This is a genomic window from Streptomyces doebereineriae (genome assembly GCF_031845645.1).
GTDB classification, from domain to species: domain Bacteria; phylum Actinomycetota; class Actinomycetes; order Streptomycetales; family Streptomycetaceae; genus Streptomyces; species Streptomyces canus.
This window is the reverse complement of the sequence record NZ_JAVREZ010000017.1, coordinates 181,678-203,421: the sequence shown is the minus strand read 5'-3', so window position 1 is coordinate 203,421 and position 21,744 is coordinate 181,678. Positions and strand designations below refer to the sequence as shown.

Annotated in this window: 14 protein-coding genes and 1 tRNA gene; 4 read left to right on the top strand and 11 right to left on the bottom strand. The window is 72.2% G+C overall.

Annotated elements, in window-relative coordinates; genetic code table 11:
- Positions 1 to 20: 20 nt before the first annotated feature.
- Positions 21 to 713, bottom strand: coding sequence for a hypothetical protein (locus RNB18_RS37995; RefSeq protein WP_311718651.1), 693 nt, complete (start codon positions 711 to 713; stop codon positions 21 to 23).
- Between the two features lie 47 nt (positions 714 to 760).
- Between RNB18_RS37995 and RNB18_RS37990 the strand changes: the two genes are divergently transcribed.
- Positions 761 to 949: a DUF5703 family protein gene (locus RNB18_RS37990; RefSeq protein ID WP_007380901.1), complete on the top strand. Its 189-nt coding sequence runs from the start codon at positions 761 to 763 to the stop codon at positions 947 to 949.
- Positions 950 to 1,010: 61 nt separating this feature from the next.
- Here RNB18_RS37990 and RNB18_RS37985 read toward each other — a convergent pair whose 3' ends face one another.
- From RNB18_RS37985 to RNB18_RS37975, 3 genes are all read right to left on the bottom strand, one after another.
- Positions 1,011 to 1,859, bottom strand: coding sequence for a chaplin (locus RNB18_RS37985; RefSeq protein WP_311718649.1), 849 nt, complete (start codon positions 1,857 to 1,859; stop codon positions 1,011 to 1,013).
- 149 nt (positions 1,860 to 2,008) lie between these two features.
- Entirely contained in the window at positions 2,009 to 2,242 is a 234-nt protein-coding gene (gene chpH / locus RNB18_RS37980; protein ID WP_057614364.1) for a chaplin ChpH, read from the bottom strand.
- Positions 2,243 to 2,378: 136 nt separating this feature from the next.
- A complete protein-coding gene (locus RNB18_RS37975; protein WP_266526397.1) occupies positions 2,379 to 3,704 on the bottom strand; it encodes a M20/M25/M40 family metallo-hydrolase in 1,326 nt (441 codons plus the stop codon).
- A 198-nt stretch (positions 3,705 to 3,902) separates the two neighbouring features.
- On the opposite strand from RNB18_RS37975, the gene RNB18_RS37970 reads away from it, so the two are divergent.
- The 3 genes from RNB18_RS37970 (at position 3,903) to RNB18_RS37960 (ending at position 9,582) form a co-directional block, all read left to right on the top strand.
- A tRNA-Leu gene (locus RNB18_RS37970) sits at positions 3,903 to 3,990 on the top strand.
- A 280-nt stretch (positions 3,991 to 4,270) separates the two neighbouring features.
- Positions 4,271 to 8,134 (top strand): Pls/PosA family non-ribosomal peptide synthetase, encoded by a 3,864-nt coding sequence (locus RNB18_RS37965; RefSeq protein WP_311718648.1) that lies wholly within the window; start codon positions 4,271 to 4,273, stop codon positions 8,132 to 8,134.
- Between the two features lie 77 nt (positions 8,135 to 8,211).
- Positions 8,212 to 9,582, top strand: coding sequence for a M1 family metallopeptidase (locus RNB18_RS37960; protein ID WP_311718646.1), 1,371 nt, complete (start codon positions 8,212 to 8,214; stop codon positions 9,580 to 9,582).
- Positions 9,583 to 9,601: 19 nt separating this feature from the next.
- Here the strand turns inward: RNB18_RS37960 and RNB18_RS37955 are convergent, their stop codons facing one another.
- Genes RNB18_RS37955 through RNB18_RS37925 form a run of 7 tightly spaced genes read right to left on the bottom strand, consistent with a single transcriptional unit; the run spans position 9,602 to position 21,738 of the window.
- Positions 9,602 to 10,483 carry a peptidoglycan-binding protein gene (locus tag RNB18_RS37955; protein WP_057614368.1) on the bottom strand — a complete coding sequence of 294 codons (882 nt, stop codon included), beginning with the start codon at positions 10,481 to 10,483 and terminating at the stop codon, positions 9,602 to 9,604.
- Positions 10,483 to 12,033, bottom strand: coding sequence for a DUF6519 domain-containing protein (locus tag RNB18_RS37950; protein ID WP_311718644.1), 1,551 nt, complete (start codon positions 12,031 to 12,033; stop codon positions 10,483 to 10,485). The genes RNB18_RS37955 and RNB18_RS37950 overlap by 1 nt, the downstream gene beginning before the upstream one ends.
- A gap of 46 nt (positions 12,034 to 12,079) precedes the next feature.
- A complete protein-coding gene (locus RNB18_RS37945; protein ID WP_311718643.1) occupies positions 12,080 to 14,215 on the bottom strand; it encodes a hypothetical protein in 2,136 nt (711 codons plus the stop codon).
- The gene (locus RNB18_RS37940) at positions 14,212 to 17,952 is read right to left on the bottom strand and encodes a putative baseplate assembly protein (protein WP_311718642.1); all 3,741 of its coding nucleotides are present in this window, start codon (positions 17,950 to 17,952) and stop codon (positions 14,212 to 14,214) included. Before RNB18_RS37940 ends, RNB18_RS37945 begins: the two co-directional genes overlap by 4 nt.
- Complete coding sequence (locus RNB18_RS37935; RefSeq protein WP_311718641.1) at positions 17,952 to 21,026, bottom strand: putative baseplate assembly protein; 3,075 nt, start codon at positions 21,024 to 21,026, stop codon at positions 17,952 to 17,954. Before RNB18_RS37935 ends, RNB18_RS37940 begins: the two co-directional genes overlap by 1 nt.
- Entirely contained in the window at positions 21,023 to 21,406 is a 384-nt protein-coding gene (locus RNB18_RS37930) for a GPW/gp25 family protein (protein WP_057614373.1), read from the bottom strand. The genes RNB18_RS37935 and RNB18_RS37930 overlap by 4 nt, the downstream gene beginning before the upstream one ends.
- On the bottom strand, positions 21,403 to 21,738 hold the full coding sequence (locus RNB18_RS37925; protein ID WP_059207802.1) for a hypothetical protein: 336 nt from the start codon (positions 21,736 to 21,738) through the stop codon (positions 21,403 to 21,405). Before RNB18_RS37925 ends, RNB18_RS37930 begins: the two co-directional genes overlap by 4 nt.
- Positions 21,739 to 21,744 lie beyond the last annotated feature (6 nt).

Here is a 21,744-nt window from a genome sequence, read left to right as displayed (position 1 = left end):
GGGGCCGCGCCTCATGCGTCTCAGCGACGATCCACGTCCAGCGGTTCCAGGTCCTCGTCCTCGAGGTCGGCCCCGTCGGCCTCGTCATCGACATCGTCGTCGAGGTCGGCGTCAAGATCGTCGTCGAAGACCGCGCTGACGTCGAACCGGCACACCACCCGCTCCACGTCGACCTGGTCGAACGGGGCCTCCAGCCACTCCCCGGGCTCGGCCGGTTCGTCCGCCGCGGTGACCCACAGCGTGGAGTCGCCCTCCTCGAGACCGAACTCCTTGTGCCGGGAGGCGATCTCGTCGGGCTCGAACTCGCCGAACAGCACCCCCAGCGCGCCGTGCACCGTGCCGGAGGCCTCCGTGCGGACAGCGTCGTCGGCCGCCTCGACCCGCTGGGCCTGCGCCAGCAACCGCTGCGGCTCCGCCACGGCGTAGTCACGGCGGATCAGCACGCTCAGCGCGTTCGGCTCCTCAGGGCCCGTGTACGGCGGAGTGTCCTCCGCGCCGGGGATCTCGAAGGGGGTGACCTCGTCGTAACGGTCGTAGAGCAGCTCGTCGTACACCTCGGCGGCCGCGGCCAGTTCGTTGAAGGCCTCGTAGACGCCGGGGTCGTCCTCCCCCGACCTCCGTTCGACCGCGGCCAGGTGGCGGTCGAGCGCGGTCTTGACCGCCTCGGCGGCGGCACGTACCTCGGCAGCGGTGGGCTGCACAGCATCAGACATAGTGCAGACGCTATCCGTACCGGGCCCCGGCCCGCACAATAGATGCGATGCCGGAATACGAATTTGTCGACGTGTACGTACCGCGGGGGGTCTCCCGCAAGGACGCCACACGTCTACTGACGGACCATGCCGAGTACGGACACTGGGAGTTGGACCGACTGAGCCTGATGCGCGATGGCAGCCGCAGGGTGCGGTTGCGCCGGCGGATCATCCGCCAGGTGCGTGCCACGTGGTGAGACAGGCCGAACGGAGCGGGCCCCGCCGCGGCGGGGCCCGCTCCGTTTCACGCGGTGCGCCCTAGGCCGAGGCCCGTGCCCTGCGGTAGAGCACCGTGCCCGCCAGGAGCGCCCCGGCGCCCACCGGGAGGGCCAGGCCGATCGGCAGGTCGCTGCCGGTCCGGGCGAGCTGCGCGCTGCCCAGGGGCTGGGTGACCGTCTGGGTACCGGGGTGGTTGCCGCCGCCCGGCGTCTGGTGGCCGCCGGGCGGGGTGGCCGGGGAACCGGGGTGGCCGGGCTCCACCGGGTTGCCAGGGTTGCCGGGGTTGCCAGGGTGGCTGGGGTTGCCCGGGCTGCCGGGCTGGTCCGGCGATCCGGGCGGCGTCTGGTGGCCGCCGCCGGGCGGGGTGTGCCGCCCGCCGCCGGAGCCGCTTCCGGAGCCGTTTTCGCAGTCGTTGTCCATGGCGGGGTTGCCGATACCGATGAGGTCGACGCTGTTGCCGCAGACGTTCACCGGAACGTCGATCGGCGCCTCCACGTGGTTGCCCGAGCCCACACCGGGTGAGCCACCGGTGTGTCCGCCTGCATGCGAACCCCCGGAGCCCCCGGAGCCGGAACCGCCGTGGCCGCCGTGTCCGTGGCCGCCGTGTCCGTGCCCCCGGTGACCGCCGCCGTGTGCTCCGGAGCCGCCCTTGTTGCCGCAGCTGTTGCCCATCGCGGGGTTGAGGAGCCCGACGACGTCCACGGTGTTGCCGCACGCGTTCACCGGCACGTGCACCGGCACCGACACCGTGTTGCCCGACAGTACGCCGGGAGAGTTCGCGCTTGATCCGCTCGCGCCCGAGTCGGCGTGGGCGGCGCCGCCTGCCGCGGCGATCACGCCGGTCGCGGCCGCCACTGTCATCAGGCCCTTGCGGGTGACTTGTCGCATTTACTGAATCCCTGCTTTCGACCTTGCCTCGAAATACCGCCGCATCGCGGTTCTGTTTCTTTTCGAATAGACCGGTCGGCCCCGGAACGCATGGCGTGCGCTCCGGGGCCGACGGGCTCATCCCTCTTTACCGAGGGCGAGGCACAACGTCACTTGTTGATGCAGGTGTTGCCGAAGGCGGGGTTCAGCAGGCCGATCACGGAGACCGTGTTGCCGCAGACATTCACCGGGACATGCACGGGAACCTGGACGACGTTGCCGGACAGAACACCCGGGGAGCCCACAGCGGCACCCTGAGCACCCGCATCGGCGACGGCAAGGCCCGCGCCCGCGAGAATCAGGCCACCAGTGGCAGCCGCAGCGGCGACGACCTTCTTGATCATTATTCCTCCTTGTTGGCAAAGCGACCCCAAGTAGCGGATCGCATCACCTGTAACGAGGAGGGAGTAATGGGGATACGAGCGTATGAGCACATTCACCCTTCCCGGCCGACTTCGCACGGGCGGGCGAATTGCGGCGTCAACTCGCGTCGATGAACCGGTCGAGCACCCGCACGCCGAACTTCAGCCCGTCCACGGGCACCCGCTCGTCGACACCGTGGAACATCCCGGCGAAGTCCAGCTCCGGGGGCAGCTTCAGCGGTGCGAAGCCGAAGCCGCGGATGCCGAGCTCGTCGAAGGACTTGGCGTCGGTGCCGCCGGAGAGCATGTAGGGGATCGCCTTGGCGGCGGGGTCCTCGGCGACCAGCGCGGACTGCATGGCGTCCACCAGAGCGCCGTCGAAGGTGGTCTCCACGGCCTTGTCGGAGTGCACGTCCTCCCGCTTGACCTTGGGCCCGAGGATCTTGTCGAGGTCGGTGAGGAACTCCTCCTCGAAGCCGGGCAGGAAGCGCCCGTCGACGTGTGCGGTGGCCTCGCCGGGGATGACGTTGACCTTGTAGCCGGCGCCGAGCTGGGTGGGATTGGCGGTGTTGCTGAGGGTCGCGCCGATGAGCTTGGCGATGCCGCCGAGCCGGGCGAGCGTGCCCTCCATGTCCTCCGGGTCGAGCTCGGTGCCGAGCGCGTCGCCGAGCTCGTCGAGGAAGGCGCGAGTGGTCTTGGTGACCCGGACCGGGAACGTGTGCCGCCCGAGCCGCGCGACCGCCTCCGAGAGTTCGGTGATGGCGTTGTCCCGGTGGATCATCGAGCCGTGCCCGGCGGTGCCGGCCACCGTCAGCTTCATCCAGTGCATGCCCTTCTCGGCCGTCTGGATCAGGTAGAGCCGCCGCTGCTCGCTCACCGTGAAGGAGAAGCCGCCGACCTCGCTGATCGCCTCGGTCACGCCCTCGAAGAGCTCCGGGTGGTGGTCGACGAGGTACCGGGCGCCGAACTTTCCGCCCGCCTCCTCGTCGGCGAGGAACGCGAGGACGATGTCGCGGGGCGGCCTGCGCCCGCTGCGCAGGCGGTCACGGACGACCGCCAGGGTCATCGCGTCCATGTCCTTCATGTCGACGGCGCCCCGCCCCCACACGCACCCGTCGGCGACCTCGCCGGAGAAGGGGTGGTGGGTCCAGTCCTGCGCGTTGGCCGGTACCACGTCGGTGTGTCCGTGGATCAGCAGCGCGGGCCTGGACGGGTCCTCGCCGGCGATCCTGGCGACCGTGGAGGCGCGACCGGGGTGCGACTCGAAGATCTGCGGTTCGAGACCCACCTCGGCGAGCTTCTCCGCGACGTACTCGGCCGCCTTGCGCTCACCCGGGCCCGAGTGGTCGCCGTAGTTGCTGGTGTCGATCCGGATCAGCTCGCGGCAGAGGTCCACGACCTCGTCCTCGCCGGTGACGCCCCTGGCCGTGTCCGTGTCGCTCACGCTGTTCCTCCCGCTGTCACTGCTGGTGGTTCCCCTCATCCTCCCCCCGCGGACCGGTCCTCCCCAAGACCGGACCCGGCCCGTCACACGCCGTTCACGCGGGGCCGGGGAAAGCGACGGGGGGTGATCGGGGTCCATCGAAAGCCTGGTAATGTTTCCTTCGTCGCCGCGAGGGGAACCCCGCGCGACAGACACCTTGTCCGGGTGGCGGAATGGCAGACGCGCTAGCTTGAGGTGCTAGTGCCCTTTATCGGGCGTGGGGGTTCAAGTCCCCCCTCGGACACCAGCCGAATCCCCCGGTCGCTCAGCGGCCGGGGGATTCGTCGTATACGGCCTGTTCGCTGTATGTGGGGCATCTCTCGCTCGGTGTGAAGATCACCAGGTCACAGGCGTGCGACGGAGCTGCCACACCCCTCGAACGGCCTTTCCCGGTGGCCGTTTCCGGGGGTCGAACCTAGCGTCGTACTAAAATTTCCGGCTTGTTACGAGCTGAAGCCGGACAACCCCAGGCAGACCTGCGGCCCGCCAGCGCCCCGGAGGGCTCCGGGATCGAGACGCGAGGACCGATGGCAGCGATACACGAGAGCAGTGCTCTCGGCCTGCTCAACGAAGAGCTCAGCGCAGAGATCCGCGAACAGTTCGGCGACACCGCCCGTTTTTCCGGGGGGCCGGCCGCCTCCCCGCGCACGCTCGTCGACGTCTTCGACGCTTCCGTACGGTCCTACCCCGACGAGCTCGCCCTGGACGACGGGACCACCCGGCTCACCTACCGTGCGCTGGCCGTCGAGGTGGAGCGGCTGCGGCGGCGGCTCGCCGAGGCCGGGGTCGGACTCGGCGACCGGGTCGGCATCCGGGTCCCGTCCGGCACCAACGACCTGTACGTCGCGATCCTCGCCGTGCTGGCGGCGGGCGCCGCGTACGTCCCCGTCGACGCCGAGGACCCGGACGAGCGGGCCGAGCTGGTGTTCGGGGAGGCGGAGGTCCGGGCCGTGGTCGGCGCCGGGGAAGAGCTGACCGTCCACGGGCGCTGCGACTCCCCCGCCGCCCGGCCCGGCATCGAGCACGACGCGTGGATCATCTTCACCTCCGGCTCCACCGGCAAGCCCAAGGGTGTCGCTGTCTCGCACCGCAGCGCGGCCGCCTTCGTGGACGCCGAGGCCGCCCTGTTCCTCACCGACGATCCCATCGGTCCTGCTGACAGGGTCATGGCGGGGCTGTCGGTCGCCTTCGACGCGTCCTGCGAGGAGATGTGGCTGGCCTGGCGGTACGGGGCCTGTCTGGTGCCGGTGCCGCGTGCTCAGGTCAGGAGCGGGGCCGATCTCGGGCCCTGGCTGGTCGAGCAGGAGATCACCGTGGTCTCCACGGTGCCGACGCTCGCCGCGCTGTGGGAGCCCGAGACCCTCAACGACGTACGGTTGCTGATCTTCGGCGGCGAGGCCTGCCCGCCCGAGCTGACGCAGCGGCTGGTGACGGAGGGGCGCGAGGTGTGGAACACCTACGGGCCCACCGAGGCGACCGTGGTGGCCTGTGCCTCGCTGATGAGCGGCGAGGAGCCGATCCGGATCGGGCTGCCGCTGGACGGCTGGGAGCTGGCCGTCGTCGACGAGGCCGGGGAGCCCGTGCCGATGGGCGCGAGCGGGCAGCTGGTGATCGGCGGGGTCGGGCTGGCGCGGTACCTGGACGCCGAGAAGGACGCGGAGAAGTACGCGCCGCTGAAGTCGTTGGGCTGGGAGCGGGCGTACCGCAGCGGTGACCTCGTGAAGGCGGAGCCCGAGGGGCTCGTCTTCCTCGGCCGGGCCGACGAGCAGATCAAGCTCGGGGGCCGGCGGATCGAGCTGGGTGAGGTCGACGCGGCTCTCCAGGCGCTGCCCGGGGTCGCGGGAGCGGCCGCCGCCGTCCGCACCGCCCGCAGCGGCAACCAGCTTCTCGTCGGGTACGTCGTCACGCAGGACGGCTGGAACCACGCCGCCGCCGTGGAGAAGCTGCGGGCCGAACTGCCCGCCGCGCTCGTGCCGTTGATCGCTCCCGTCGGCGACCTGCCGACGCGGACCTCCGGCAAGGTGGACCGCAACGCGCTGCCCTGGCCGCTCGAGGGGCTCGAAACGGGCGGCCCCGCGGAGGAGTTGTACGGCACCGAGGCCTGGCTCGCCGAGCAGTGGGCGGAAGTCCTCGGCATCCCGGTCTCCAGTGCCCGCGACGACTTCTTCGCGATCGGCGGCAGCAGCCTGGCCGCCGCCCAGTTGACCACCCGGCTGCGCACCCGCTACCCGAGCGCGGCCGTCCTCGACATCTACCAGCAGCCCACGCTGCGGAAGCTGGCCCGCCACCTCGAGGAGTCCGCGCAGGACGACGGGGCGGCGCGGGTGATCGCACCGGTGCCGCTCAAGGCCCAGGTGATCCAAACCCTCGTCCTGCTCCCCCTGTTCACGCTGCTCGGACTGCGCTGGCTGGTGCCGCTCGCCGCGCTCGGGAACGTTCTGCCGTACTCCTGGCTGCCGAGCACCTCGTGGTGGCTGGTCGGGGCCGGTGCCCTGCTGCTGTTCAGCCCGCCCGGACGGCTGGCGATCGCGGCGGGCGGGGCGCGCGTGCTGCTGCGCAAGGTGCAGCCCGGCCGCTACCCGCGCGGTGGCGGCGTCCACCTGCGGCTGTGGACGGCCGAACGACTCGCCGAGTTCACCGGGGCGACCTCGCTGACCGGCTCGTGGCTGGAGCGGTACGCGCGGGCGCTGGGCGCCAGGATCGGCCCGGACGTGGACCTGCACTCGTTGCCGCCGGTCACCGGCATGCTCAAGCTGGGCCGGGGCGCCGCCGTCGAGTCCGAGGTGGACCTGTCCGGCTGGTGGCTGGACGGCGACCGGCTGGAGATCGGCCAGGTCAAGGTGGGTGCGCACGCCGTTGTCGGCACGCGCAGCATCCTCTTCCCCGGCGCCCGGGTCGGCAAGCGCGCCGAGGTGGCGCCGGGTTCGGCGGTCACCGGGCAGATCCCGACCGGTCAGCGCTGGGCGGGCGCGCCCGCGGTCAAGCTGGGCAAGGCCAAGCGCAACTGGCCGAAGGAGCGGCCGGCGCGGGGGACGTACTGGCGGGTGATGTACGGCCTGGCCGGCTTCTCCATGAGCATGCTCCCGGTACTGGCGGGTGGCGCGGCCTTCCTGGTCGCCCGTCCGTTCCTCGCCGCCTACGCGCCCCTGAAGGGCGCCGCCCTGGCCCTCGTCCCGGCCACGCTCGCCTTCGGGCTGGCGTACGCGCTGCTGATCCTGGTCGCCGTACGGCTGCTGAGCCTGGGGCTGCGCGAGGGGACGTATCCGACGCACAGCCGGGTCGGGTGGCAGGCGTGGACCGTCACACAGCTGATGGACCGCTCGCGCGAGACGCTGTTCCCGCTGTACGCCGGGCTGGTCACGCCGGTGTGGCTGCGGCTGCTCGGGATGCGGATCGGGCGCGGTGCGGAGGTGTCGACGGTGCTCGCGCTGCCGAGCCTGACGACGGTCGGCGAGGGCGCGTTCCTGGCCGACGACACGCTGACCGCTCCGTACGAGCTGGGTGGCGGCTGGGTCAGGGTGGGCCGCGCGGAGATCGGGCGGCGGGCGTTCCTCGGGAACTCCGGGATGACCGCGCCGGGGCGGACCGTGCCGGACGGCGGGCTGGTGGGCGTGCTGTCGGCCACGCCGAAGAAGGCGAAGAAGGGCACGTCGTATCTGGGCCTGCCGCCGGTGAAGCTGCCGCGCAGCGCGGCCGACAGCGACCAGAGCCGGACGTACGAGCCCTCGGCGGGGCTGCTGTGGGCGCGTGGTCTGGTGGAGCTGTGCCGGATCGTGCCCGTGTTCTGCTCGGCCTGGCTGGCCGTGCTGACGGTGGCCGCGCTGTGTGTGCTCGGGCCGTGGGCCTGGCTGCTGGCGGGAGTGGTGCTGCTCGTGGCCGGTGCGGCGGCGGGGCTGGTGTCGGTGGTCGCGAAGTGGCTGCTCGTGGGGCGGCACCGCAGTGGGGAGCACCCGCTGTGGAGCGGCTTCGTGTGGCGCAACGAGCTCGCGGACACCTTTGTCGAGGTGCTCGCGGTGCCGTGGCTGGCGGGTTCCGTGCCCGGTACGCCGGTGCTGACGGCGTGGCTCAGGGGGCTCGGCGCGCGGATCGGCAAGGGCGTCTGGGTGGAGAGCTACTGGCTGCCGGAGACCGATCTGGTGACCCTGGAGGACGCGGCGACCGTGAACCGCGGCTGCGTGCTCCAGACCCACCTCTTCCACGACCGGATCTTGCGGACGGATACTGTTGTTCTCCGTGAGGGTGCCACGCTGGGCCCTGGCGGGATCGTGCTGCCCGGCAGCACGATCGGGGCCCGCACCACGCTGGGCCCCGCGTCGCTCGTCATGGCCGCGGAGTCCGTCCCGGACGACACCCGCTGGCTCGGCAACCCGATCGAGGCATGGCGGCCCTGAACGCGGGCCACTCGGAGTCGGTGAGCGGTGTACCGGTGGATCCGAGTGGGAACGCAGCGCAGGGAGCAGAAGCGGCAGTGGCAGTTCAGCAGGCGGCGGGTCCGGACCCGTACTTCCCGGACCACGGTGACGCCCGGTACCGGGTGCACCGCTACGAGCTCGCCCTGGACTACCGCCCGGGCCCGAACCGCCTGGCCGGGAGCGCCCGGATCAACGCCATAGCGGGGCGCTCGCCGCTCGCCGAGTTCATGCTCAACCTGTCCGACTTCAAGATCGGCCGGGTGCGGGTGGACGGCCGCCAGGCGCGCTACACGCACCGGGGCGGGAAGCTGCGGGTCCGGCCGGCGAAGCCGGTGCGGCCGGGGGCCGCGTTCACGGTCGAGGTGCACTGGTCGGGCAACCCCAAGCCGGTCGGCAGCCCCTGGGGCGGGCTCGGCTGGGAGGAGCTGGAGGACGGGGCGCTGGTCGCGAGCCAGCCGATCGGGGCGCCGTCCTGGTACCCGTGCAACGACCGGCCCGCGGACAAGGCGTCATACCAGATCTCGATCACCACGCCGTCGGCGTACGCGGTGGTGGCGGGCGGCAGGCTGCTGACCCGTACGACCAAGGCGTCCACGACGACCTGGGTGTACGAGCAGGCCGCGCCCACGTCCAGCTATCTCGTCGGGCTGTCGATCGGCAAGTACCAGACGGTGCTGCTCGGTGACCCCGGGCCTGGCGGGGTGCCGCAGCACGGGCACATCCCGGCGCATCTGCTGCCGGAGTTCTCCCGGGACTTCGCGCGGCAGCCGCAGATGATGGAGCTGTTCCAGGAGCTCTTCGGGCCGTATCCGTTCGACGAGTACGCGGTCGTCGTCACGGAGGAGGAGCTCGATGTGCCCGTGGAGGCCCAGGGGTTGTCGCTCTTCGGCGCCAACCACGTGGACGGCGCCCGGGGTTGGGAGCGGCTGGTCGCGCACGAGCTGGCGCACCAGTGGTTCGGCAACAGTGTGTCCATCGCGGACTGGCGGCACATCTGGCTGAACGAGGGGTTCGCCAAGTACGCCGAGTGGCTGTGGTCGGAGCGCTCGGGGGGCCGTACCGCCCAGCAACTGGCCGCCGCGGCACACCGGTTGCTGTCCTCGCTCCCCCAGGACCTGCGCCTGGCCGACCCGGGCCGCAAGTCGATGTTCGACGACCGGCTCTACGAACGCGGCGGGCTCACCGTGCACGCGGTGCGCTGCGCGATGGGTGACGAGGCGTTCTTCCGGATGCTGCGCGGCTGGGCCGGGCTGCACCGGGGCGGGGCCGTGACCACGACGACGTTCACGGCCCATGTCAACCGGTTCGCGGACGAGCCGCTGAACGGGCTGTTCGAGGCGTGGGTGTACGGGACGGCGCTGCCGTCGTTGCCCACGCTCATCCCTGAGCGGCCCGCGCACCCGCCCACCAACGCCGGTCCGGCGTAGGCGGGCGGGCCTTCGGGCTTCAGCTCACGGGCACCTTCAGCTTGTCCCAGCTGGCCTTGCCCGGGATGCCGTCGGCGTCCCTGCCCCGGAAGTGCAGCTTGTGCTGCCAGGCCCGGTAGGACTTGCGGTCGGCCTCGGTCCACTCGGGGCCGGGCCCCTCCTCGTAGTGGCCGCAGCCTTCGGCGACCAGGCGCCGGCCCATCGCGGTGATGATCGGGGACTTCTGCCCTAGGTGGAAGAAGTCCGCGCCCGGGAACGGGACGTACGACGGCTTCGACGGCGTGGGCTTCGGATCGGGCGCCGGATCCTTGCCCCCGAGGCGGTCGGCGATCCGCTTGCGCATGCCGTCCATGGTGAAGCCGCGCGGATCCTGCTTGCCCGGCTGCCACTCCTTGTGGCCGATCACCGAGCGTTCGCTCCAGCCGTGGTGACGGCAGATCGCGGCGGCGACCTTCTCGATGGCCTCCTTCTGCGCCTCGGGCCAGGGGTCCTTGCCGTTGCCGAGGTTGATGCACTCGAAGCCGTAGAAGTGCCGGTTGCCGTCGGTGTCGGCCTCGTTGTCGCCGGGCAGCGCGGACTCGTCGACGACCGCGCGCAGGACGTCGCTGTCGCCCAACCCGGCATGGTTCGCACGGCCGTTGCCGACCAGGTGGACCTCGCCCTTCTTGTCGATCACACCGTGGCAGAGCGGGCCGGGAAGGCCGGAGTAGCCGTCGTAGCAGATGTCGACGGAGGCGGCGGTGCCCGAGGTGACGGTGTGGTGGATCATCACGCCGTTCACCGGGCCCCACGGGCCCTTGGTGTTGCGGTTGTGGGTGCGCCAGTTGCGGACCTCATGGACTTTCAAGCCCTCCGCGCGCAGGAGTTCGACCATCTTGGACGCGCTGATCGGCTTCGCCATTACCGGTCTCCTTCCTCCGAAGCCTCCGCTTCCGCCTGCGCCGTGGTCTGAGACCGTCCGTGCGAGGGGTCGGCCTCGGCGGCCTCCTCTTGCCGGCGGGCCTGTTCCTCCGCGGCGAGCGTCGCCTCGCTCGCCGCAGGAACACTGCTGGCGAGCGGCCCGAAGGCATAGCGCAGGTCGACGGTGCTGCCCTCGCCCTTGACCAGGGCGAGCGGGGCGAAGCCGCGGACGATGCCGGAGGGGGCCTGGAGGAGGGGGCGGCGGGCCGGGTCCGTGGGCCACTCGACACGGCCGGTGGCGGTGCGGGCCGGGATGATCCAGTGATCGCCGGTGCGGTAGCCGGCGCCCTTGGCGAAGTAGACCTCGACGCCGTCCTCCAGGGGGAGCCACTGGCCTTCTTCCAGCTTCACGGCCCCCTCCTTGAGGGCGGACGTACGACCCTTGCGCCTGGGCCCCTCGTGATGGTCCCAGCGCCGCAGGAAGGGGTTCAGGTGGGGCAGCCGACCGACCCCGGGGTCCGGCTCGGCGGAGAGGCGGACGCGGCGGCCGGGCAGGTCCAGCTCCTCGACTCGCAGCAGAGGCAGGGCTTCCAGGCGGGAGGCGTAGGCCGTGTCCGTGAACTCCACGAAGTCGCCGACGTCCAGATCCAGCTTGTCGTCGTGGCCGAGGGACGCCAACTCCACCCAGGTGCCGTCGAGTTCGTCGACCGGGAAGACCACAGAGCCGTTCTCGCGGGACCACTTGAAGGTGGCGTCCCCGGACTCGCCGCCGACATGGATCTCGACCCGGTAGAGCTGGTTCTCCGGACCGCGGTAGCGGGCGTCGGGCTTGACCAGGCAGGGGTCCTCGTCGGCGTGGTCGGGCCGTTCGCTGCGGGCAGCGAGGCGGGCGGTCGGAGTCTGTTCCTTGGCCCACTTGTCGAAGGCGGCGCGGACGACCTCCTTGGACGGGTCGGTCTCGTCGATCGCCAGGTCGGCCAGGGACAGCGACAGCACCTGCCATACGACCTTCAGGCGGGCGGCCGTGTCGGGCATCGCGGCACCGAGGGCGACCTCGCGCAGCGCGGGGTCCTCCGCCGCGCTCACCGCCCGCTCCCACACCTTCAGGTAGGCGACGAACGGCGACTGGGCGGGCGAGGGCAGCCGGTCGCCGGGCTTCTCCGGGTCCCGGAAGGCATCGGGCTGGTCCCAGTAGGTCCAGAAGGCGGGCGGCTCCGCCGTCTCCTCGGCGTCGTCCTCGTCGGGCACCGGGACGCCGGGCGCGGGGCGGTTCGCGTCGAGGAGGATGCCGTCGACGTAGTAACGGCCGCCGTGGATGTACAGGGTGTCGATCTCGTGCCTGCCGCCCACGTACTCGATCCGGAAGCCCGCGGCGTCGCGCGGCCCGCCGTGCCGGCCGATCAGGTCGGCGGCGAGGGTGCGGGCCTGGTGGAGCTGGATCGCGGTCTGCTCGTTGGCGTCGGCGTCGAGCTGGACACGGCCCTGCTGGGCGATCACCGCCGAATAGTGCCGCTCCGGGCGGAACGTGAGGCGGGAGAGGTCAGCGTGCATGAAGGGGGTCCCCCTGGTTCAGGAAGTGTGCGGTCTGTGGGTGCGCTCAGGTGACGAAGAAGATCCCGGCGTCCGTGCCCGCGGGTGTGCACTCCGCGAGCCGCGCCCTCAGACCGTCCTCGCGCTGCGGCCGGTACAGGTCGTGGAAGGCTCCCTGTTCGGCCCCGTCGTCGGCGCCGCGCCGGAGTTCCTCGGGGCAGCGGTCCGCCAACTGGGCGTACCAGGGCGTCCCGTAGCGCACGGAGGTGAACAACGGGGCGGGGTGCGAGGGGCTTCGGTGCCTGCGGGGCGTACGGGATCCGGCGGGGACGTAGGTGTGGCGCAGGCAGCCGATGCCGCGCCGGGCCACGTGCAACTTGCCGGTGAAGAGGGAGTTTTCGGCGATCTCGACGGCGTGGGTGTGGACTTCGCCGATGACCGTCGTGCGGTGCACGTGGAGCACGGCGTGGGCGTGGCGGCAGTCCGGGGCGGACAGGGCCTCGCGGTCATGTCCTGTGGCGTCGAGGACGCTGTCGCGGAGGTGGATGTGGAGGGGGTCCTCGCTGACCTCGTCGCCGATGACCTCGATCGTGCCGAGGACGCTGTGCTCGATCTGGAGGCAGGCGGTGGTGCGTTCCAGGACGATGCTGGGCTCGTCGGGCGAGTGCGGCTCGCACTCGGGCTCCAGGGACCAGCCGGGCACGAGGGTGCTGTGGCGGACGACCACGGCGCCCATCGGGCCGGTGACGTTGATGCCGCGGCCGGCGACGAGCAGCCCGTCGAGGACGACCCGCGGCCGCTCGTGCGGAGCGCAGTCGGTGTCCACGGCACGGATGTTGAGGGCGTCGGGCCGGTTGCTGTACCAGTCGAGGAGGCGGATGACCGGCCGGGTGCCCTCGGCCGCACGCAGTTCGAGGCGGTCGCCGGGGTCGAGGTCGAAGTCCAGTTGCTCCTGGTAGGCACCGCTGTGGGTGATCTCGATGATGCCTTCGGGTCCGGTGCGGTCCGCGCGCCGGTCCTGCTGCCAGGCCCGGTACGCGTCCATGATCTGGCGGTACGGCCGGCCGGGGCCGACCCGGTACGTCTCCGCATCGGGGCGGGGCTCCCTGGCCCGCTCGTACTCCCCACCGCCCATGTCGGCGCCGTACGCGTAGTGGTGGTCCACCCAGACGCCCTGCCGGGGCGCCGACCGGGACCCGAACGCGATCCGCCCGAGCTCCGGGTCCACGGCCACCTGGCCGCGCTTGGGGCGGTAGCGCCAGTCGGAGAGGTCGGCGACCACGATGTCGGACGGCGGTACGGGCTGGTCCTCGCCGTCGCGCCGGATGACGAGGCTCTTGCCGGGGCCGTAGTAGTCCAGGAGCCGGTCGTGGAGCAGGCGCCGCGTGATGAATGCCGGCACGTTGTCGACGGCGGCGATGTGGGTGGGTGAGGGCTCTGGGACCGGCTTGGTGACCAGGGGGGTGTCGTTGCCGAGGATCGAGAAGGTGTAGAGGTTGCGGGCGCGGTCGATGCAGTAGGCCGGGGAGGACGTCAGGGAGTACGACTTGAGGCGCCAGACGAAGAGGGCGACTCCGGCGGGGGTCCAACCGCCTTGCCTCCTACGGGACTCCGCGCGGCGTACGTCCACCGTGCGGGCCGTCGTGTCGAACGGGCCGCCCGCCAGGGCGAGCGCGGAGCCGTCGCGGAGGTCGAGGAGGCGGCCCCGCTCCCTCTGCAGCTTCACCGACTGGTTCTGGGCGACCAGGCGGGACAGTTCGACGGCCCGGGCCGGCCAGTCGGCGACCTGCTCGGAGATCTCCTCCAGGAGGTGCAGGGTGCCCTTGCGGCGGCGGCTCGCGACGGTGGCGGCCACGTCGGCGCGCGGGGCGACGGCCTCGGCGAGCGCTTCGCGTCCGCCCTCGTGCAGGCCGCCGGTGAGGACACGTTCGTAGCCGGGGAGGGTCCGGTAGCCGACGAGGTCGCCGAGGTACGGCAGCACCCAGGGGGCCGCCGTCTCCACGAACAGGTCCTCGTAGCCCTGCTGGACGCCGTCACGGACGCGGTCGAGCTGTTCGGCGATCACCGCGAGGAGCGCGCGCAGCGGTTCGCCCTCTTCGGCGTCGCGGAGCAGGTGCCAGCGGGGCAGGAGGGCGGCGAGGCCGTCGGGTTCCCGGGTCGTGGCCGGGGCCGCGGTGTCGAACTGGACGTCCGGGGCTGTCACTTGACCTCCGTAAGGATCAGGGTGTCGGCGGCCTTCGGTGACAGCAGCGCGAGCTGCGCCGGGCGGATGCCGCGGAAGACGAACACCGACCGGCCCTTGGCGAGGCGCCGGGTGTCGGTGATGTCGGGGTTGAGGCGCAGGAGTTCGGAGAGCGGGACGCCGTGGCGGGCGCAGATCTCGGTGAGGGTCTCGCCGTTCTCGGCCCGGACCGTGTGGGTCTTCTCGTCGTAGGTCGCCGGGTGCGCTGGGACCTGGGATCGAGGCTCCCCGGGGTTGGCGAGCAGCTCGGTCAGTTCATCCGGGGTGGCGGAGGCGGGGACGCCGGTGAAGACGTCCACGTCCACGTAGTCGACGCCGGGCACGGTGTGGGCCGCGGCCAGGAGTTCGGAGAGGCGGGCCGGCCGACCCAACTCCCGTCCCTCGTAGCCGAGTCGGCTCATCAGGATCTGTCGCAGCCGGGGCTCGACCGTCTCCCAGGCGTGGTCGGGGGCCACCTTCACCTTGGCGGCGACGAGCAGCAGGACCAGTTCACGGACGTCGACGCGGACGGGCAGGCCCGGGTCGCCGTACTCGGAGAGGGCGCTCCGCAGGGGCCGTAGGGTCTCCTCCGCGATGGGCACGTCGTCCGTGCCCGCGACCGTCACGTGCAGCACGCGCCGCCGCCCGTCGAAGAGTTCACGCGCGGCGGCCCGGCCGATGCCGGCGCGGGAGCGGGCGAAGTCCTCGTAGTCGGCCTCGGAGACGAGCCGGTCCAGGGCGGAGACGGCGAGCGGGATCGTACGGCGGGTCAGGCCCGGCCCGTCCGCGTCCGCGCCGCCGGTTGCCGGGCGCGGGTTGGTGACCGCGGTGACGCCGAGCGGGCGGGTGAGCGGCTGGGTGACGCGGTCGGCGGCGACGTTGGCGGCCCTGCCGGTGCCGAAGCGGTAGCGGGCGTGGACGTTGTCGTGGCCGGTGGGCAGCCGGGCGCCGTGGACACCGTCCCCGAAGGTGACCGTGGTGCGGCCGTCGGCGGTGGAGCCGGAGATGTAGACGCGCTCGCGGGGGCCGCGTCCGGCGAGGCTGTCGACCTCGTGCCACAGGACACCGTCGACCCGGATCTCCAACACCGGTGTGGCGCCGAGGGGGTTGTCGTCGGCGAGCCAGGTGAGCGGGGACTGCCAGAGCACGAAGGTCTGGCCGACGCGGTCCGAGTCGCCGCTGCCGATGGCCTCGTCCCGGCTCTCGCCGTGGGTGGCCCGGACGACGTTCCCCAGGATCCGGACGGTCTCACGGCGGTAGCGGTGCGCGAGGTCGGACGTGAGGGTGAGCCGGGTGTGGACACGGTCACCGGGGAGCTGGGGGTCCACGGCGGGGTCGGCGGCGGCGAGGGTGACGACCTCGGTGGCGGGAAGGGCTCCCGGCAGGTCGGCGCGCTCACCGCTGACGATAAGGGTACGGCCTGTAGCCAACCCGTCGTGGAGCTCGGCGAGTTCGATCTCGTTGCCGTGGACGTCCTCGCCGAGCGGCTCGTCGGCCAGGCGCAGGGGCTCGCCCCCCGCGTGCACGGTGGTGTCGCGGATGTGGGAGAGGAGGACGTCGAACTCGTCCAACCAGTCGTTGGCGAGGGTGAGTTCGGTGCCCCGGCCGGTGATCCCGTAGTTGGTGTACGCCGCCGTACGCACCGCCTTGACCTGGGTGGTGACGAAGGCCAGCGCGGCGTCGCCGGGAATCCCGTCGCCCTTGGCGGGCCGCTGGACGGCCACCCAGCTGCCGACGTTGATCCCGTCGTGCACCGAGTCCAGCTGGAGCACGCTGCGGTTGACGGGCTCGGGCTTGCTGGCGATGACGATCTCGACGTTCGGCTCGGTGCTGCCGATCGTGTAGCGCAGGCTCACCTCGTACTCGCCGTGGGTGAACTGCTCGTTCGCGCCCGGACGCAGCGCGATCTCCTGCGCGGTGCCGTTGTGGATGCCCACGTGGACCAGGCCGTCCTCGTCGGGACGGGACACGAACAGGGTGCGGTCGGGCAGTCCGTCGCGGAGCCGGACGGTGACGCCGGGGTCCTGGGAGTCCGTCGGCCGCCGGGTGAGCCAGCTCAGGTCGCGATCCTGGCCCAACCGGCTCGACAGGTCGACCTGCCCCGCGCCGAGCGCGAAGCTGACCTGCTGGGTGATGGGCAGGGTCACCGCCCGCTGGTCCGAGCTGCTCCCCTCGATGTACTGGAAGTCCGCCCGCACCGGCACCTTGGCCGCGGTGTCGTAGGCGACCCGCACCCCGGTCAGCACGGCCCCGGTGAGCGGCCAGTCCGCGGTACGGATGACCCGACCGCGGTCGTCCTGGACGGGCTTGAGGGGCGCGGTGGCCCCGAAGGGCGCGGCGGTGACCCGCATGGCGAGCAGCTCGCGGAGGAGTTGGGGGGTGCCGGGGGCGGCGGCTTTCCGCCAGGCCGGGTAGAGGGTTCCGAGGGAGGGATTGAGCGCGGCGAGGAGACCGGCGGGGTCGGCGGTGGGGCGTGCGGCACCGCTTTCTGGCGCAGAGGTGGCGGGCCGCAGTGCGGGAAGTAGGGCGGACAGCGCTTCAAGAGCAGCGGCTCGCGCTTTTAGGGGCGCGGGGAACTGCGCGACCAGCCCAGACGGCGCGGCAGACGACGAACCACCGTCCTGGGCAGGCGCCAACTCGCTCGCCCTGTCAGCCAGTTCCGCAAGAACTGCCTCCAACTGCTCGAACCACGCAGCAACATCCTCATACGGCTCGGCCAACACCTGCGCCTCACCAAGACGAGCAACGGGCTCCGCAAGCCGGGCAGCCAGCCGCTCAGGCGTCTTGACGCCGTCCAGATCCTCCCGCAGCGGCGCCAGCACCTGATCGTCGATGTCGTCGATCAACCGACTGACCGGCCGAGGATTCGGCACCTCGGGCGTGGGCGCCTCATCCCCAGGCTCCCCCGGCACCGCGGGCTCGGCGACCCACCGCCGCACCTCCTCCACAAGCTCCTTCAACGTCGCCGGAGCCGACTTCGGCAGCGAGATCGCCGTGGTCTCGTCGTCCCGGTCGATCCGCGTCCTGGCGACCGGCAGCAACACACGCTGCCCACCGGCCTGTTCACCGAAGACGAAGAGCAACTGGTCCCCGGTCTGCAGTGAGTTCGCGGTCCCCTCCACGAACAGCTCCGAGCGGCGCTCCAGGTCCTCGGGGGTGACGAAGGAGGGCCTCCTGCGCCGGACCTTCAACTCGTTCCAGTCCCAGCGAGCCGTCAGATCCGCGCTCGTCTCGAACGTCAGGGACTGCTCGTCCACGGAGGCCGGCACGCTGTGGCTGCGGGCGCCGCGCGGGATCCGCACGGTCAGGGTCTCGGCGCGCGGGTCACGTTCCAGCGTGTACGCCAGATAGGTGGACGCGGCGACCCCGGGACGCGGGCGGTGGCCCACCAGCCGGCCCAGCAGCACCAGCGACCGGTGCTCGTTCGCCGTCCGGATGTACGCCTCGTCGGCGATCCGCTCGGAGTGGAAGGTGAGCAGGTCACCGAGGACGGCGGTGGCGTCGAGCAGGCCGATCGCCGGGTCGTCCGGGGTGCGGACGGTGAGGCCGTTCAGGGCCGGGTACGCCGGTGAGGCGAGCCGGTCGAGGAGGGCGGCCAGGAAGGAGCCGTACTCGCCGACGCGGTAGTCGAGGGCGGTGCGGCCGGGCGGGTTGTGGATCGGGGCGGGCGCGAGACGCTCGTCATGGCCGCCGCAGAGGCATGTTTCGGAGGCGCACATCACGCACCTCCCAGGGATATCGCCAGCCGGCCGTTCTCCGGCCGGTCCGGGTCGTTGTCGCACGTGGCGATCTCCAGGGGGCCGAGCCGCAGCACGCCGTCCTCCCTCTCTCCTCGGTCCTGCTCGAACAGGCGTCGCAGACGGGTCACTTGGACGCTCTCGACGCCGGGGACGGCCGCGGCGACGGCGACCAGCCGGCTGAGCCGGACGGGTTCGCCGAAGGTCAGCGCATCGGGGTGGAAGAAGCCCGGCCGGCCGCTTCCGAGCACGCGGTACAGCTCGGCCAGGATCTGCCCGTGCTGGTGGCCGGGGGCCGCGCACACGGTCAGCGCGATGTCCAGCGGTACGAGCCGGGCGGGTCCGACGACGAGGTCGTGGCCGATGCGCCGGTACGCCTCCAGGGACTGCTCGACGCGGGCCAGCAGCTCGGCCGGCGGCTGTGCGTCGCCGTACGCGTCGATCGCGATGTGCGCCTCCTGGACGCTGCCGGTCCAGCGGAGTGTGGCGGCGGCCCGCTGTACGCCGGGCAGTGCGCTCGCGAGGGCCGCGTAGTCGTCGGCGGTGACCGCGCGCAGGCGGGTGCGGCGCAGGTCGAGGGGGGCCAACTGACGTGCCTGCTCGACGGGTTCGGGTTCGGTGCCGCCGACTGCCGGAAGGGGATTGCGGATCACGGCGGCCGGGGGGTTCTCCCCTTGGACGACGAGGTGGTTGATGGCCTCCGCACCGACGTTGCCCGCGCGACCGCCGCCGAGCCGGTAGTGCGCGGCTAGTCGGCTGCCCGGGGTGGGCCGGGCCCCGTGCCGGCCGTCGCCGAAGCGCAGGGCGAGGCGGCCGTCGTCCTCCAGTTCGCCGACGACGTGCCGGTCGCGCGGACCGCTGTTCAGCAGGTCGCGGCGCGGCGCCCAGCTCTCGTCACCGTCCTGGACACATACGGCGGGCAGCGCCTGACGCGGGTCCTGAGCGAGCGCGGCGGTGGCCGGGCCGCGCAGTACCGGCTCGTCGGGGTGCAGCCCGGCCGCGTACCGTGGACCCCAACTGTGCGCGATCTCCCAGGCGATGTGCGGGTCGAGAACGGTTCCGGCGCGGGCGCGGGCCGCGAGGATCTCGACGCGGCGCAGCTTGCCGTCGAGCAACCGGTCGCTGCGGTGCAGGAGTTCACGCAGGGCCCGCACCGGGTGGCGGTGCAGTTCGAGGCGTTCGAGGACGTGGAGGCCGTAGACGAGGGTGAGTTCGGCGATCTCCTCCTCGCCGAGGCCGTCGCGGTCGCGGGCGCTGCGCCAGAGGTCGACGAGCCGCTGCCGGATGCGCCCGGGGATCGCGGCGATCCGCTCGGCCTGCCCGGCGGCGACCGTGGCCGGCTCCGGGTACGGCACCGCCTGGACAACCGGGGAGCGGCCGAGGACGGGCCGGAAGCGGGTCGCGATGCCGGGGTGGACGGACTGGGCGAGCAGGGTGCGCAGGGCGGCGGCCTGGGCGTACGACGTGCCGGGCACCACGCGCTCGTGCCGCTGCCCGGCACGCTCCAGGCCGAGTCCGGCGCGTACGGTGGCCGCCTCGCCGACGGTGGTGAACAGCTCGCGGATGTCGTCCGGTACGAGGGCTTCGCCCGACTCGGCCTTGTCCGTGAGGAAGTTGATCAGCCGGGCGGGCGCGTTGCCCTCGTCCCGGTCGCCGCAGCCGAAGACGGGCGGGGCGCAGGGGGCGACGACGGCCGGCTCGGGCGGGACGGTGACCGTCTCGGGGAGCCCGTGGAGCGTTCGGCCGTGGTCGACGAGGACGACGTTGCCGCGGGCGAGCGTCACGTCCTCGACGGGGAGGCAGTCGCGGCCGCCCCGGGTGGTGAGGCAGAGGGGGAAGCGGAGGGCGTCTTCGGCGGCCCAGGTGACCTCAAGGACGGGCTGGTCCTCGATCCGGTCGACGGCCGGGCGGACGGAGGTCAGCCGTACGGTCTGGCGGTGGGCGGGGTCGGCGTCGCCGGGGGTGCCGGTGCGCGGGCCCTTCACCTCCTCCAGTACCAGCAAGTCGCCGGGCTTCAGCTCCAGTCGGCGTTCCCGGCAGGTCTCCCGGTCGCGCCACTCGTCGCGCAGGGTCGCCGAGGTGGTGCCCTTGGGGAGGGTGTGGACCTCGCCGCCCCAGGTCCACAGGCGGATGGCGTTGTGGGCGGTGCGCAGCTCCAACGGGTCGGTGGCGACGACCGGTTCGAAGACCTCCACGGAACCGCGCTCGTCCAGGTCGCCCAGGTCGTTCTCGTCGATGACCGTGCCGGGTTCTGGGCGGTCGTGCGGGTCGAGGGCGCGGACGTCGACGGAGGCGAAGCGGAAGGTGCCCGGGGCGAGGGTGGTGTCGCCCGCCGTCTCCACGGTGACATGGGCCCGGGCGGTGCAGCCGTCGTGCATCGCGTAGTCGATGAGGCGCACGTGCCGCCGTACGGAGACCCGGCGGCGCGCGGTGTCGAGGTAGGCCTCGGTGGCGACGGCGTCCTGCTGGTAGCTGATCTGGTCGCCGGTGTACGCGAGCAGTTCGACGAGGGTGGTGCCCAGGTCGGCGGGGTTGCGCTCGATCCAGTCGGGGGTGGTGAGCGCGAGGCGGTCCAGGAGCAGCTTGCGGAGGGTGTCGTAGTCGCGGGCCGTGTAGTCGACGACGGGCGCCTGCGGGAAGTCGTGTGCCGGCTCCTGGGATTCCTTGCAGTCGAAGGGAGTCGGGCAGTCGGGCCGGAAGGAGAAGGCCGCGCTGTGGTAGCGCTGGTCGAAGCCGCGGAAGGGATCGGTGCCGGGGCGGCCGTACGGGTCGGTCTCGACGAGCGAGAGCCGGTAGCGGGAGGTGTCGCCGGTCCGGTCGAGGGTGACGTAGAGCCGGTCGTCGAGCTCGGGGTCCTCCTCGCGTTCGACGCTGACGTCGACGGCGGTAATGCCGGTGACGCGGCGGCCGCCGTCGATGCGGACGTTCTCGGGGCCGAGGCCGTGCGGGGCCTTGCCGAGGAAGGTGACGGTGAGCAGGAGGCCGTCGTCGCCGACCTCGACGGCGTCGACTCCGCCCAGCTGGGCGGCCCGTACCTTGGCACGCCGGGTGGTCATGCCGCCCTCCCTTCGAAGAGGTCGTCGCGCACGGTGCCGGTGGCGCGGACGACGTACGACAGATGGACCCGTACGACGTTCTCGTCGCCCTCGATGTCCAGCGCGACCACCTCGACCAGGTCGCCGAGCCAGCGCTGGAGGGAGGCCTGCACGGACAGTTCCAGGGTGCTGACCAGCTCGGGGCTGTTCGGGGCGAAGACCAGGTCGAGCAGTCCGCAGCCGAAGTCGGGGCGCATCACGCGCTCGCCGGGGCTGGTGAACAGCAGTTGTTCGATCAGGTCGCGGACGTGCTCGGGGTGCGTCGCGTGCGCGGTGCGGCCCCGGCGGTCGGCGTGGAAGGGGAACGCGAGGTCGGAGCGCGTGCGGGCGCGTGGACTCATCGGACCGTGACCTTTCGCTGTGCGGCCTGGACGACGGGCGGCCCCTGCGGCACGAAGGCCGCGGTCAGGCACTGGGCCGCGGAGGTGTCGAGCAGCACCGGTACGCCGTCGACGGTGACGCCGCCGGCGTGGGCGGTCCAGCGGACCGCGACACACGGCGAGGGCACGCGGTCGACGGTGTGGGGGCAGCCCGTGACGACGTAGGTGTGGGCTGCCGTGGCGACGGCGGCGCCCTGGGCCCGTACGCCTCCGGACTGTGTGGTGGCGGCGGTCACCCGGCCGCCGTGCGGACAGCCGATCACGGCGCCCGCGTCGAGCAGACTCCCGGACAAGTTCTT

Coding starts and splice junctions, on each gene's coding strand:
- RNB18_RS37935 (WP_311718641.1), bottom strand. CDS start 21,026: ATGACCACCCGGCGTGCCAAGGTACGGGCCGCCCAGCTGGGCGGAGTC.
- RNB18_RS37930 (WP_057614373.1), bottom strand. CDS start 21,406: ATGAGTCCACGCGCCCGCACGCGCTCCGACCTCGCGTTCCCCTTCCAC.
- RNB18_RS37995 (WP_311718651.1), bottom strand. CDS start 713: ATGTCTGATGCTGTGCAGCCCACCGCTGCCGAGGTACGTGCCGCCGCC.
- RNB18_RS37985 (WP_311718649.1), bottom strand. CDS start 1,859: ATGCGACAAGTCACCCGCAAGGGCCTGATGACAGTGGCGGCCGCGACC.
- RNB18_RS37990 (WP_007380901.1), top strand. CDS start 761: ATGCCGGAATACGAATTTGTCGACGTGTACGTACCGCGGGGGGTCTCC.
- RNB18_RS37940 (WP_311718642.1), bottom strand. CDS start 17,952: ATGTGCGCCTCCGAAACATGCCTCTGCGGCGGCCATGACGAGCGTCTC.
- RNB18_RS37965 (WP_311718648.1), top strand. CDS start 4,271: ATGGCAGCGATACACGAGAGCAGTGCTCTCGGCCTGCTCAACGAAGAG.
- chpH (WP_057614364.1), bottom strand. CDS start 2,242: ATGATCAAGAAGGTCGTCGCCGCTGCGGCTGCCACTGGTGGCCTGATT.
- RNB18_RS37955 (WP_057614368.1), bottom strand. CDS start 10,483: ATGGCGAAGCCGATCAGCGCGTCCAAGATGGTCGAACTCCTGCGCGCG.
- RNB18_RS37950 (WP_311718644.1), bottom strand. CDS start 12,033: ATGCACGCTGACCTCTCCCGCCTCACGTTCCGCCCGGAGCGGCACTAT.